Raw genomic sequence first — 13702 nt, forward strand, 5'->3', positions numbered from 1 at the left:
CCATCAGGGTGTTCTGTACGTCGACGAGGTCAATCTCCTGCACGACCACCTGGTGGACGTCCTTCTGGACGCTGCCGCGATGGGCCGCGTCCACGTGGAGCGGGACGGTATTTCCCACTCGCACCCCGCCCGGTTCGTGTTGGTGGGCACGATGAATCCGGAGGAGGGGGAGCTGCGACCGCAACTCCTGGACCGTTTCGGTCTGGCTGTCGACGTCGCGGCGTCGCGGGATGTGGACGTTCGCATGGAAGTGGTGCGGCGGCGGCTTGCGTTCGAGCACGACCCGACGCGGTTCGTCCGTGAGTACGCCGGGCAGGACACCGCACTGGCGACAGCGATCCGCGACGCGCGTGATCGGCTCGACTCGGTGGGGCTCGATGACTCCGAGCTGCGCCGGATCGCTTCTCTCTGTGCATCTTTCGATGTTGACGGTATGCGCGCTGATCTGGTGCTCGCCCGGACGGCGACCGCTCACGCCGCGTGGCGCGGAGCGGACGAGGTCACCGCGGAGGACGTGCGGGTCGCCGCGGAGTTGACGCTGCCGCATCGCCGTCGGCGTGACCCGTTCGACGAACCCGGCCTCGATCAAGAGGAGCTCGAGAACGCGCTCCGGCAGGCCGACGAGGACGTCCGGACCTCGGAGGAGTCAACCGATCGCGACCAGGCCCCGGCGGCGGACGATTCCCCCGAGGGTGCCGCTGCAAACACGGATCCGGACGACGGCCCCGACGGCCCCGACGGCCCCGACGGCGGGGCCCCGCCGCCGTCGCCGCCGGAGCGTCCCGCCGACACGGGGCGGCAATTCCGTACCAGGCTTCTCGAAGTGCCGGGCGTCGGGGAAGGGGCGCCGGGCCGGCGCTCCCGGTCGCGCTCGACCCGTGGTCGTGCGGTCCGGGCCACGGCGGAGAAGGGCCACGGACTCCACTTGGTCGGTTCACTGTTCGCGGCCGCAGAGCAGCAGGTGGCGCGGGGGCGGATAAGTGGACGGATGATCCTCGATTCCGCAGACCTGCGGGGCGCGGTGCGCGAGGGTCGCGAGGGCAACCTGGTGGTCTTCGTGGTGGACGCCTCGGGATCGATGGCTGCTCGCGACCGGTTGTCGGCGGTGACCGGCGCCGTGGTGTCGCTGCTGCGCGACGCCTATCAGCGACGTGACAAGGTCGCGGTGATCACGGTGCGTGGGCGTGAGGCGGAACTCGTTCTGCCGCCGACATCTTCGGTCGATATCGCGGTACGACGACTGCGGGGGATGAGGACCGGCGGCAGATCGCCGCTCGCGCAGGGATTTCTGCGCGCTCGCGAGGTGGTCCTGCGTGAACGTCTGCGCGATCCGCAACGGCGGGCTCTCGTGGTGACGCTCACCGACGGGCGGGCGACGGGGGGCAAGGATGCTTTCCATCGGGCGAAAGTGGCGGCGTGCCTGCTGGCCGACACCGCGGTCGCGTCGATCGTCGTGGACTGCGAGAGCGGCGTGGTCCGTCTGGGCCTGGCCGCCGAACTCGCTCGTGAACTACGGGGCGGATACGTCCGTCTCGGAGAACTGTCGGCCCAGCAGGTCGCGGGCGTCGTTCGCGCTGCTGCATAAGGCACCCGTATTCGGTAGGAGAAGCAAGAATGCCCAAAGGTGTTCCGGAGAACGTTCCGAACGATGGCCTCACCACACGCCAGCGCCGCAACGCGCCAGTGCTCGCCGTGCATACCGGTCCCGGCAAAGGGAAGTCGACCGCCGCGTTCGGGATGGCCCTGCGCGCATGGAACCAGGGATTCGCCGTCGGCGTGTTCCAGTTCGTCAAGAGCGCGAAATGGAAGGTGGGGGAGGAGGCCGCTTTCCGGGCCCTCGGGCAGTTGCACGACGACACCGGGGCCGGAGGATCCGTCCAGTGGCACAAGATGGGCGAGGGCTGGTCGTGGACTCGGAAGCAGGGTAGCGAGGAGGACCACGCCGCCGCCGCCGCCGAGGGATGGCGTGAGATCGCCCGCCGACTGGCGGCCGAGGAACACCGCTTCTATGTGCTCGACGAATTCACCTATCCCCTGAAATGGGGGTGGGTGGATGTCGACGAAGTGGTCGAGGTGCTTCGCGATCGCCCGGGACATCAGCACGTGGTGATAACGGGTCGAGACGCCCCGCAGGCGCTGATCGACGCGGCAGACCTGGTGACGGAGATGACCAAGATCAAGCATCCGATGGACGCCGGCCGCAAGGGCCAGCGAGGCATCGAGTGGTGAGCACGCCCGCGGCGGTTCCCGCCGTGGTCATCGCAGCGCCCGCGTCCGGCAGTGGAAAGACTACGGTCGCAACGGGTCTGGTCGGTGCTCTGCGAGAGTCCGGTAGCCGGGTGGCGCCGTTCAAGGTGGGCCCGGACTACATCGATCCGGGCTACCACGGCCTCGCGGCGGGACGGCCGGGCCGGAACCTCGATCCCGTCATGGTCGGTGCCGAGCGGATCGCTCCGCTCTACCGGCACGGCAGCACGCAGTGCGACATCGCGGTGGTCGAGGGCGTCATGGGTCTGTTCGACGGCAAGATCGACGTCGCGTCGTACGAACCGTCGGCGGAGGGGTCGACAGCCCAGGTGGCGTCGTTGCTCGGCGCGCCCGTGGTTCTGGTGGTGGACGCACGCGGGCACAGTCAGAGTCTTGCCGCGCTGTTGCACGGATTCTCGACATACGACGCCGGGGTCCGCATCGGCGGCGTTGTCCTCAACCGCGTGGGAAGTGCACGGCACGAACAGGTTCTGCGCCAGGCCTGCGAGCGGGTCGGGCTGCCGGTCCTCGGCGCCGTACCCCGGATGGCCGAACTCGAGGTTCCGTCCCGGCATCTCGGACTGATTCCCGCGGCGGAGCACGGCACCGCGGCGCTCGATGCCGTGGCGGCGATGACCCGGCTCGCTGCCCGGCACCTGGACCTGCCGGCGATCCGGGCGCTCGCGGCATCGACCGTGGACGGTCCGGCGTGGTCACCCGCAGATGAGGTCGGCGCTGTTCCCGCCGGTCCCCGGCCCATCGTCGCGATGGCCGGGGGGCGGGCCTTCACCTTCGGATACGCGGAACACCGCGAACTACTCGAGGCTGCCGGTGCGAACACCGTGACGTTCGATCCACTCCACGACCCATTGCCTCCGGGCACGTGCGGGGTGGTTCTCCCCGGCGGATTTCCCGAAGAACACGCGTCCGCGCTCGGCGGGAACACCGTGCTGCTGCAGCAGATCCGGGATCTCGCCACGACCGGGGCGCCGGTACACGCAGAATGCGCCGGTCTGCTCTATCTCGCCCGCAGCCTGGACGGACAGGCCATGGCGTCGGTGGTCGGAGTGGACGCCGCGTTCGGATCCCGCCTGACTCTCGGGTACCGGGAAGCAGTGGCGCTGACGGATTCGGCCCTGTTCTCGGCCGGCGACCGTGTCGTGGGCCACGAGTTCCACCGCACGTCTCTGGCGGAGTCCGTGGCCGACGGTTTCGCGCCGGCCTGGGGTTGGCGGCCCTGGGACGGTGCGCCCGCACGCGAAGGCTTCGTGAAAGCCGGCGTCCACGCGTCCTACCTGCACACTCATCCGGCCTCGCATCCCGGGGCGATCGCCCGGTTCGTGGCGGCAGCGCGCAGCCACGTCGTCCATGGGTGACATCTGCGTCGGCGTCGGGTTCCGATCGGGAAGTACGGCCGCCGACATCCTCGGTGCGATCCGGCAGATGCTGGCGTTCGAGAGCCTGGGTTCCGGAGCGGAGGCGACCCCGTGTTCCGGAGCGGAGGCGACCCCGTGTTCCGGAGCGGAGTTGCACTGCCTGGGCACCCTCGACCGCAAGGCAGACGACGACGCCGTGGTCGGGGCCGCGTCGGCGTTGGGGATTCCTGTCGTCGGGTTCGACGTCCACGAACTCGCGGCCGTCCCGGTCCCGAATCCTTCCCCGCGGGTGGGCGCCGAGATCGGTTCACCCAGCGTGGCGGAAGCGGCTGCGCTGTTGTGCGCCGGGGGTGGGTCCCTCGTCGTGACCAAGTGGTCCGCGAATGGCGTCGTCGTGGCGGCTGCCCGTAAAGTTTCCCGAGTTCGGGACAACCTGATTCGAGACAATAGTGCTGACGTGTAACGGAGAGAGACGGGGAGAGCGCGTGACTGCTGCCACCGGAGACGAGTCCAACTATCTGGTAGGACTCGACCTGACCGATCGCCGGGTGGTCGTGATCGGTGGCGGAACGGTGGCTCAGCGCCGACTGGCCCTGCTGATCGCCTCCGGCGCCCGGGTCCATCTGATCAGCCGGGCCGTCACCCCGGCAGTCGAGGGTATGGCCACGGCCGGACAGATCACGATGGAACTCCGGGACTACCGGGCCGGCGACCTCGACGGTGCGTGGTATGCCATTGCCTGCACGGACGAACCCGAGACGAACGCGACGATCGTTGCCGAGGCCGAACGGAATCGTGTGTTCTGCGTGCGCGCGGACAACGCCCGCTACGGCACGGCCGTCACGCCCGCGAGTGCGAGCTATGACGGCATGAGCATCGGGGTGCTCGCCGGCGGAGATCATCGTCGCTCCGCGGCGGTGCGGACAGCACTCGTCGAGGCACTGCAGTCCGGCGTCGTCGCCGACACCGCCGAGGCGCCGGCTCCCGGTGTCGCGTTGGTGGGCGGGGGACCCGGCGATCCCGACCTCATCACCGTTCGGGGCCGGCGACTGCTCGCCCGGGCCGACGTGGTGGTGGCGGACCGCCTCGCGCCGCCCGAACTGCTCGCCGAACTGGGTTCCGACGTCGAGGTGATCGACGCCGCGAAGATCCCGTACGGACGGGCGATGGCCCAGGAAGCGATCAACGCCGCCTTGATCGACAATGCGAAGGCCGGCAAGTTCGTGGTGCGCCTCAAGGGTGGCGATCCGTACGTGTTCGGCCGTGGCTTCAAGGAACTCGAGGCCTGCGCCGCGGCCGGTGTCCCGGTGACCGTCGTGCCCGGTATCACCAGCGCGATCTCGGTACCTTCGGCTGCGGGCATTCCGGTGACCCATCGCGGCGTCACCCACGAGTTCGTGGTCGTCAGTGGGCACGTGGCACCCGATCACCCCGATTCGCTCGTCGATTGGCCTGCCCTCGCCCGGTTGAAGGGCACCATCGTGCTGCTCATGGCCGTCGAACGCATCGAGGCTTTCGCGACCGCGCTGATGCAGGGCGGACGCCCGGTGGACACCCCTGCCGTCGTCGTTCAGGAGGGCACTTTGCGCACCCAGCGCGTTCTGCGAGCCGACCTGCAGTCGGTCGCCGCGCGGGTGAAGGAAGAACAGATCCGCCCCCCGGCGATCGTGGTCATCGGGCCCGTGGCCGGGTTTTCGTCGAACGCTGGGTAACGTGAAACCTCGTGTCTGATTCCCGCAAGCCTGAAACCGCCTCGACGGGTCCCGAGAACCCGGCGGCGAGATCTCGGGTCGTCGCCACCGCCGCCACCAGCGTGATGGGGCTGGCCATCATCGTGCTGAGCGGGCTCCAGATGATGGTGGTCCTCGACGGCACGGTCGCCAACCTCGCGCTCGCCCCGTTGCAGGCAGACCTCGGTCTCAGCGACAGCGGGCGGAACTGGGTCCTGACGTCGTACGCACTCGCCTTCGGCGGATTGATGCTGCTCGGCGGGCGGCTCGGCGACGCGTTCGGCCGGAAGAAGATGTTCATCAGCGGTGTCGCACTGTTCACCGTCGCCTCGCTCCTGTGCGGGCTCGCGGTCAACGAAATCACCCTCATCGGTGCCCGGTTCCTGCAGGGCGTGGGCGCGGCCGTGGCGTCGCCCACCGCTCTGGCCCTGGTGGCCACCACGTTCGCGGCGGGGCCGGCACGTAATCAGGCCATCGCGATCTTCGCGGCGATGACGGGCATCGGGTCCATTGCCGGGCTGATCATCGGTGGTGCGCTCACCGAGGTGTCGTGGCGACTCATCTTCCTCATCAACGTGCCCATCGGTCTGGTCATCGTGCTGTGCGCGTTCAGGGCGCTGAAGGAAACCGCCGGGGAACGACTGTCACTCGATGTCAAGGGCGCCGTCCTCGCGACGGTCGCTGCGACGGGTGTGGTGTTCGCCCTCACCGAGGGTCCGGAACTCGGATGGACGAGCCCGTTCGTGATCGGTGCGCTGGTGGCCGGGGTGCTGCTGTTCGGTGCGTTTCTCTACGTCGAACGCACCGCAACGAATCCGCTTCTGCCGTTCTCATTGTTCACCGACAAGAACCGTGTCGCGACTCTGGTGGCCATCTTCTTCGCCGGCGCGGTCATGTTCACGGTTGCCGCCTTCGTCGCACTCTTCGTTCAGGACATCCTCGGGTACAGCCCCCTCGATGCGGGTCTCGCGTTCATCCCGTTCGCATTCGGGCTCGGCGGGGCGGCCGCGGTGGCGTCCAAGCTTGCGGTCCGGATCGAGCCGCGCTGGCTCGTGATCGCCGGGGCGACGATCATGACGGTCGGCCTGCTCTACGGGTCCACGCTCGACGGTTCGGCGACGTATCTGGCCAATCTCTTCGTCCCCGTCATCGGTATCGGTTTCGGTGTCGGCCTTGCCGTCGTTCCGCTCCCGCTGTGTGCCATCGCCGGGGTCCGTGAGACCGAGATCGGACCGCTTGCGGCAATCGCTCAGGTCGCACAGACCCTGGGCGGGCCGCTCGCCCTGGCCGTCATCGGGGCGATGGCCACCTCCCGCACCCTCTCGCTCGGTGGTATTTCCGGCAAGGTCGCGGACATGACCCCGACGCAGATCGAAGCGCTCGGCAATGGATACACGTTCGCCCTCGTGGGCAGCGCCGCCTGTGCCGTCACCGCCGGTGTCGCCGCCTTCTTCATCAGGTTCACCCCCGGGCAGGTGGCGCAGGCGCAGGCGGCGGAGAAAGCCGCCCAGCAGTCCTGATCCCTCCCGGACTATTCCGGGGTCACTGTTCTCCGGGGCTCACTGTTCCGGGGCTCGCCCGTCGGTCAGGAGAGCCGTGATCAGTCGGTGATGATGATCAGTTCGCGGTCCGCGGCCACCTCGACCCGAAGCCCGGCCTTCGACGCGACCCGGGCGACACCCTCGACGTCTCTGGGCTCGGAGCGGGAGAGGGTGAGCGCACGGGCGAGCAGGCCCTTGTGATGCTTGTTGAAGTGGCTGACGACTGTGCGGGTGCCGTCGGGCTTCTGGGTCAGCACGGTGGCGATCACCGCGTCGGCGACAGGACCCAGCTGCTGATACGTCCCCGACCGCAGGTCGATCACCAGACCGTCGGCCTCCGCGGTGATGGCCCGGCTCAGCTCCGGCTTCCACAGGGACCGGAGGGTGCCGAAACCGGGTAGCTTCGATCCCCCCGAGAGCCGATAGGCCGGAATCAGATCGCCTGCGCGCACCGCGCCGAACAGCGCGGACCCCATGGCCAGCCGGGACATCGCCTTGGACTTCTGGGCCTTCGTGAACGACGGGGCGTCGAGGGCATCGAACAAGACGCCCGTGTAACGCTCCAGCGCCGGCCGGGTGGGGGACACCCAGAGCTTCGCATTCCGTTCGATCTCGTCTGCCTGGGTGGGGCCGAGCCCGAGGGCAATCTGCGATGCCTCCACGTCGGCGGCCAGCGTCACCAGTGCACCGACCAGGGTCTCCCGGGTCTCGGTCAGCTGCGGCATCGACAGTTCGGCCAGGTCCAGGGGCGCGTCGGCGCCGCCGTCGGACTTGGTTTCGGAGGGAGGCAGGAGAACCAGCACGGGAGAACCCTACCGACGTTCGGCGGGGCAGTACCGACGCAGTCGGGTGTGGGCAGGCCGACTATTCTGATATCCCGTGATTACCCGCCTGTCCCACCTGTTCCTCCGCACGCTGCGCGACGACCCCGCCGACGCCGAGGTTCCCAGCCACAAGCTCCTGGTCCGCGCCGGTTACGTGCGTCGTATCGCACCCGGTGTGTACTCCTGGCTGCCCTTGGGGCTGCGCGTGCTGCGTGAGGTCGAGCGAGTGGTGCGGGAAGAGATGAACGCGATCGGTGCCCAGGAGATCTCGCTGCCCTCGCTGCTCCCACGGGAACCGTACGAGGCCTCGAACCGGTGGACCGAATATGGCGAAGGTCTGTTCCGTCTCAAGGATCGCAAGGGTGGCGACTACCTCCTCGGTCCCACCCACGAGGAACTGTTCGCGCTCACCGTCAAGGGCGAGTACAACTCGTACAAGGACTTCCCGGTCACCCTGTATCAGGTGCAGACCAAGTACCGCGACGAGGAGCGGCCGCGGGCGGGCATCTTGCGCGGGCGTGAGTTCATCATGAAGGACTCGTACTCCTTCGATCTCACCGATGAGGGGCTCGCCGCGTCGTACCAGGCGCACCGCGACGCCTACGAGAAGATCTTCTCCCGTCTGGGCGTCAAGTACGTCATCGTGTCGGCCACGTCCGGCGCGATGGGCGGCAGTGCGTCCGAGGAGTTCCTCGCGGAGAGCGACATCGGCGAGGACACCTACGTTCGCTGCCTCGAGTCGGGGTACGCCGCCAACGTCGAGGCCGTGAAGACGCTGGCACCCGAACCCGTTTCGTTCGACGGGCTTCCTGCCGCGAAGGTGTACGACACCCCCGACACGCCGACCATCGCGACGCTCGTCGAGTGGGCCAACGGTGCGGGCCTGGGCCGGACGATCACCGCGGCGGACACCCTCAAGAACATTCTCGTCAAGACCCGTCGGCCCGGTGGTGAATGGGAGCTTCTCGGAATCGGCTTGCCCGGCGACCGCGAGGTGGACGACAAGCGCCTCGGCGCCGCACTCGAGCCGGGGGAGTTCGAACTGCTCACCGATGCCGACTTCGAAGCCCATCCCTTCCTCGTGAAGGGCTACATCGGTCCGAAGGCACTGCAGGTCAACGGTGTTCGTTACCTCGTCGATCCGCGGGTCGTCGACGGCACCAGCTGGATCACCGGCGCCGACGAGAAGGGCAAGCACGTGGTGGGCCTCGTCGCCGGCCGCGACTTCACCCCGGACGGGACCATCGAGGCCGCCGAGGTGCGCGACGGTGACCCGTCGCCCGACGGTGCCGGAGTCCTCGTGGCCGCCCGCGGCATCGAGATCGGCCACGTATTCCAGCTCGGCCGCAAGTACACCGACGTGTTCTCGGTCGACGTGCTCGGTGAGAACGGCAAGCCCGTCCGCCCGACCATGGGTTCCTACGGCGTCGGTGTTTCCCGCCTCGTCGCGGTGATCGCGGAACAGCACCACGACGACAAGGGGCTGCGCTGGCCGGCAGAGGTATCGCCGGCGGATGTGCACGTGGTGATCGCCAATAAGGACGACACCGCGCGGGCCGGCGCGGAGGGACTCGCCGCAGAACTCGACAAGGCCGGCCTCGAGGTGATTCTCGACGATCGCAAGGCGTCGCCCGGTGTGAAGTTCAAGGACTCTGAACTGCTCGGAGTGCCGCTCGTGGTGGTGGTGGGCCGAGGCTGGGCCGACGGCAAGGTCGAGGTGCGTGATCGCTTCACCGGCGAGAGCCGTGAGGTGGCTGCGGACTCCGCACTGAGTGACATCGTGAAGACCGTGCGGGGCTGACCCCTCCGGCCCCGGTCCCGCTCCTGGTCAGCCGTGCGGCAGCGGGCGCGCTCCCGGCGCGCGCTGCGGCGGCGCGAGGAGTCGTCGGCTCCGCCGGCCGTCGTCCTCTGATGTTCTCGGGGTGCATCGACTTCCACCCCAGGGTTCCTGTTGTTCTTCGTCGCCGGGCTGGAGGCTCGAGTGTGCTGGGGGGCCACACGAACCGATGGGAGAGAACACAATGGGAGAAAATGCCCGAGCCACACAGGCGGACCGCACGGGTGGAGTTACCCGGACACTGATCGCCGGATACGGACTGATCGTCTACGCCGCGTTTCTGGTCGTGTTCCTGTACGCGATGGGTTGGGTCGAGGGGCTGGTGATGCCCCGCACCATCGACGAGGGGCCTGAGGTCGCTGCAGTGGTCGCTGTGCTCGTCGACGTGGCGCTGTTGTCGGTGTTCGCGGTCCAGCATTCGGTGATGGCCAGGCCGTGGTTCAAGACGCGCTGGACCAGGATCGTGCCGCAGCCGATGGAACGTTCGACGTTCGTCCTGTTCGCCACGGCCGCACTGGCGCTGGTGATGTGGCAGTGGCGTCCGCTGCCGGGAGTGCTCTGGGAGGTGGAGACCACTCCCGCACGCGTCGGCCTGTACATGCTCGCACTCGGGGGGTGGGCCCTCGTGCTCGCGGCGACGTTCGCCATCGACCACTTCGATCTGTTCGGTTTGCGTCAGGTCCTGCGGAACCACGCCGGGAAGTCGGTTCCCGAGAGTGATTTCCGGACACCGTTGCTCTACCGGGTGATTCGGCACCCGCTGTATGCAGGCTTCCTCATTGCATTCTGGGTGGCGCCGACCATGACCGTGGGCCGACTGCTGTTCGCTGCGGTGACCACCGGCTACGTCCTGGTTGCGGTGCGGTTCGAGGAACACGACCTGATCGAGACGTTCGGCGACCGCTATCGCAGCTACCGGGCGCAGGTCCCCATGCTCGTCCCCGGTACCAGGCGACTCGTGCGACAGTAGCCGTCCCCCGGCAGCGGGCCCGCCGTTTCGGTGGGCCCGCGGAACGCTGCACCGGACTCACCCGACGAACGCGGTGGTGCCCGCGATCGTGTCTCCGGTCGTGGCGAACTTTCCCACGGTGCTCCGCCCGTCCGCCTTTGGGCTGGTGGCAGCGGCGTGGGTGCGGTGGAGGTGGGACCGATCCTCGGCGGAGCGGTCCCACCTTCGCCTCCCGGCGATACGTTTTCCTTGGCGAGGTCGTGCTCGTGGTCTCGATCCCGCTGGTGTTGCGCCGGGTCGAGGACGTCCCGGTGTCACTGGTCGGCTCGATCTGATCTGATCGGCGTTGTCGGTGCTGGGTCTGGGGATGTTCGTGTACGGCGTGCTGCCGTCGAAACGAATGGGCTTGGGTCCAGAGCAAACCTGGGGACCCGCCATCGCGGGGTGGTCACGGTTGTGTGGTTGCTCCTCGGCGGGCTTCTTGTGCTTTCGCGTTCCTGCGCAGGCAGACCGACTGGCAATCCTGCCGTGCCCGCGTCGGTGAAACACCACGGATCTCGCTGACGGGTTGCCTTTCCTGTCCGACATCCAGCTGCAGGGCGCGCTGGATACCGCCGTTGTCGACACCGCAGCGGCGGACTCTGTCGTGTCGGTCAATGCCGATCGGCGTTTGCCGTCACCGCACTGCTTCGCTATCGCGCGCTGTTCGGAACCGGGCGAGTTCCCGCCACGGCTGCGGACACACGGGATCGAAAGGAGGAATCTTCGGCGGAGACCGGACCCGACGACAATTCGTGAGATGACCCTGGCCTCACAGCGAGCTTCGAGTCGAGTTGATCGTGCGCGCAATACGCCCCGTGCGATTCCTCCAGGCTGTTAGCTTTGATACGTCCAGACGAAAGGCACCGCTGTGACGAAGCACCTGTTGTTCGATCCGAATACTTACGACCCTGAGCAGTTCGATCCGGAAACGCGCAGGCTGCTGCGAGCGCTGATCGACTGGTTCGAGGATCGCGGGAAGACGCGGCTCCTCGAGGACGATCTCGAGGCGGTGTGGCCCGAGGATTTTCTCGCATTCGTGAAACGCGAAAGACTGTTCGCGACGTTCCTGACGTCTGCGGCCCTCGCCGGGGGTGATCCGAACAAGCGCTGGGATGCGGCCCGCAACGCTGCGCTGAGCGAGATCTTCGGTTTCTACGGCCTCGCGTACTGGTATGCCTGGCAGGTCACCATCCTCGGGCTCGGACCCATCTGGATGAGCGGGAACGAGGCCGCGAAGCAACGTGCAGCCGCGCTGCTCGACGACGGCGGGGTGCTTGCCTTCGGGCTGTCCGAACGAGATCACGGTGCCGACGTCTACTCGACGGACATGCTGCTCACCTCGGCCGGCGCAGGATCCGGTCTCGCCTTCACGGCGAACGGCGAGAAGTACTACATCGGCAACGGGAACGTTGCAGGCATGGTGTCGGTGTTCGGCCGGCGCACCGATATCGACGGCAGCGACGGGTACGTCTTCTTCGTCGCCGACAGTCGCCATCCCGCGTACCACCTTCAGGGCAACGTAGTTCGAGGACAGATGTATGTCAGTACTTTCCGCCTCGAGGACTACCCGGTGCGCGACGAGGACATCCTGCACACCGGGGTCGCGGCGTTCGAGGCCGCGCTCAACACGGTCAACGTCGGGAAGTTCAATCTGTGCACCGCCTCGATCGGAATCGCGGAGCACGCGTTTTACGAGTCGATCACGCATGCGCACAATCGAATTCTGTACGGAAACCCGGTCACCGACTTCGCGCACGTGCGCCGGAATTTCGTCGACGCCTACAGTCGTCTCGTCGCGATGAAGCTCTTCGGTGACCGAGCGGTCGACTACTTCCGCAGCGCGAGCCTCGACGATCGCCGCTACCTGCTGTTCAATCCGATGACCAAGGCGAAGGTCACGTCCGAAGGTGAGAAGGTCATCGGATTGCTGCACGACGTCATCGCGGCCAAAGGTTATGAGAAGAACACCTACTTCCGCGAGGCCGCCCAGTTGATCGGCACTTTGCCGAAGCTGGAGGGAACCGTGCACGTCAACATTGGGCTCATCCTCAAATTCATGCCGAACTATCTTCTCGATCCCGCCGAGTACCCGGACATCGGAACCAGGTTGGACCCCGCGGACGACGCCTTCTTCTGGGCGCAGGGGCCGACCCGTGGGGCGGGCCGGATTCGCTTCCACGACTGGACGAAGATCTACGAGAAGCACTCCGACATCCCGAACGTGGCGCGGTTCTTCGAACAGGCGACCGCGCTGCGTGAGCTTCTCACCACCGCGCCGCCCGACGCGGCGCAGCTGAAGGACCTCGATTTCCTCCTCGATCTCGGGCATCTGTTCTCACTCGTCGTCTACGGACACCTGGTCCTCGAGCAAGCCGAGCTCATCGAATTGGACCGGGATATCGTCGACCAGATCTTCGACTTCCAGATCCGGGATTTCTCGGGGTATTCCGTTGCTCTGCACGGTAAATCGTCTGCAACCGACGCTCAGCAGAAGTGGTCGCTCGGAGCGATCCGCCGACCGGTGGTGGACGCCGAACGCTTTTCGCGGGTGTGGCGACAGGTGGAGCGCCACGACGGCGCCTACGAAATGCGGCCGTAGGAGCAGGTCCGGGGGTGGTGGTGGGCCACCCCTCGGGGGAACGATTGTTCCACCTTGGGTGCCTGTTTGCGGGCCGGCGCTGCCCGCATTCTTATGTGGCAAGCAAACCTCCACCCACACAGGGAGACTCACAATGTCACACACCATCAAGCGCACCCTCTCCGCCGTTGCCATCGCGGCATTCGCCCTGACCGCCGGAGCGGGCATCGCCTCCGCAGATCCGGGCGGTGCCGGTGGTACGGCGCCGGGCGGAACCTCGCAGGGCGGCGACGCTACGACCGGTGCCGGTGGTGCCGGCGGGAACGGCGGCAACGGTTCCGGCGGAAACGTGGTGCTGGGCGGGCCGGTGATCGGCAGCCCGGGTACCACGACGGGGCCCCAGAACGCGGGTAACGGCGGTAACGGCGGCAACGGTGGAAACAGTGGACCGGCGACGGGCGGCAACGCCGGTGACGCGAACGGGGGCTCCGCCAACGGCGGCGTTGGCGGCGACACCACGACCAACGTGGACTGTGGGTTCCTGTTCTGCTGGTGACCGCGTCGCGCGTCACCGAGTC

11 protein-coding genes and 1 pseudogene are annotated in these 13702 nt (G+C 67.5%); 11 read left to right on the forward strand and 1 reads right to left on the reverse strand.

Annotation, left to right across the window (positions count from 1 at the left end; all coding sequences use genetic code 11):
- From WAW17_RS21540 to WAW17_RS21565, 6 genes are all read left to right on the forward strand, one after another.
- A partial coding sequence (locus WAW17_RS21540; protein ID WP_422334948.1) for a VWA domain-containing protein occupies positions 1-1585 on the forward strand: 1585 nt, incomplete at its 5' end.
- 29 nt (positions 1586-1614) lie between these two features.
- On the forward strand, positions 1615-2229 hold the full coding sequence (cobO, locus tag WAW17_RS21545) for a cob(I)yrinic acid a,c-diamide adenosyltransferase (protein WP_422334949.1): 615 nt from the start codon (positions 1615-1617) through the stop codon (positions 2227-2229).
- Positions 2223-3623, forward strand: coding sequence for a cobyrinate a,c-diamide synthase (locus tag WAW17_RS21550; RefSeq protein WP_422334950.1), 1401 nt, complete (start codon positions 2223-2225; stop codon positions 3621-3623). The genes cobO and WAW17_RS21550 overlap by 7 nt, the downstream gene beginning before the upstream one ends.
- A complete protein-coding gene (locus WAW17_RS21555; RefSeq protein WP_422334951.1) occupies positions 3616-4086 on the forward strand; it encodes a cobalamin biosynthesis protein in 471 nt (156 codons plus the stop codon). The genes WAW17_RS21550 and WAW17_RS21555 overlap by 8 nt, the downstream gene beginning before the upstream one ends.
- 22 nt (positions 4087-4108) lie before the next feature.
- On the forward strand, positions 4109-5335 hold the full coding sequence (gene cobA, locus WAW17_RS21560) for a uroporphyrinogen-III C-methyltransferase (protein ID WP_422334952.1): 1227 nt from the start codon (positions 4109-4111) through the stop codon (positions 5333-5335).
- A gap of 11 nt (positions 5336-5346) precedes the next feature.
- Positions 5347-6873, forward strand: coding sequence for an MFS transporter (locus WAW17_RS21565; protein ID WP_422334953.1), 1527 nt, complete (start codon positions 5347-5349; stop codon positions 6871-6873).
- A gap of 80 nt (positions 6874-6953) precedes the next feature.
- On the opposite strand, the gene yaaA is transcribed toward WAW17_RS21565, so the two are convergent.
- Positions 6954-7697 (reverse strand): peroxide stress protein YaaA, encoded by a 744-nt coding sequence (gene yaaA / locus WAW17_RS21570; RefSeq protein WP_422334954.1) that lies wholly within the window; start codon positions 7695-7697, stop codon positions 6954-6956.
- 76 nt (positions 7698-7773) lie between these two features.
- Between yaaA and WAW17_RS21575 the strand changes: the two genes are divergently transcribed.
- The 5 genes and pseudogenes from WAW17_RS21575 (at position 7774) to WAW17_RS21595 (ending at position 13680) form a co-directional block, all read left to right on the forward strand.
- The gene (locus WAW17_RS21575) at positions 7774-9519 is read left to right on the forward strand and encodes a proline--tRNA ligase (RefSeq protein ID WP_422334955.1); all 1746 of its coding nucleotides are present in this window, start codon (positions 7774-7776) and stop codon (positions 9517-9519) included.
- A 220-nt stretch (positions 9520-9739) separates the two neighbouring features.
- Positions 9740-10525 (forward strand): methanethiol S-methyltransferase, encoded by a 786-nt coding sequence (gene mddA / locus WAW17_RS21580; RefSeq protein WP_422334956.1) that lies wholly within the window; start codon positions 9740-9742, stop codon positions 10523-10525.
- 73 nt (positions 10526-10598) lie between these two features.
- Positions 10599-11016 (forward strand): annotated as a pseudogene (locus tag WAW17_RS21585) (MFS transporter); the annotation flags it as partial.
- Positions 11017-11414: 398 nt separating this feature from the next.
- Positions 11415-13145 carry an acyl-CoA dehydrogenase family protein gene (locus WAW17_RS21590; RefSeq protein WP_422334957.1) on the forward strand — a complete coding sequence of 577 codons (1731 nt, stop codon included), beginning with the start codon at positions 11415-11417 and terminating at the stop codon, positions 13143-13145.
- A gap of 133 nt (positions 13146-13278) precedes the next feature.
- Positions 13279-13680, forward strand: coding sequence for a hypothetical protein (locus tag WAW17_RS21595; RefSeq protein ID WP_422334958.1), 402 nt, complete (start codon positions 13279-13281; stop codon positions 13678-13680).
- The last annotated feature ends 22 nt before the right edge of the window (positions 13681-13702 follow it).

It is taken from the genome of Rhodococcus sp. (in: high G+C Gram-positive bacteria), from assembly GCF_049286785.1.
GTDB lineage: Bacteria > Actinomycetota > Actinomycetes > Mycobacteriales > Mycobacteriaceae > Rhodococcus_F.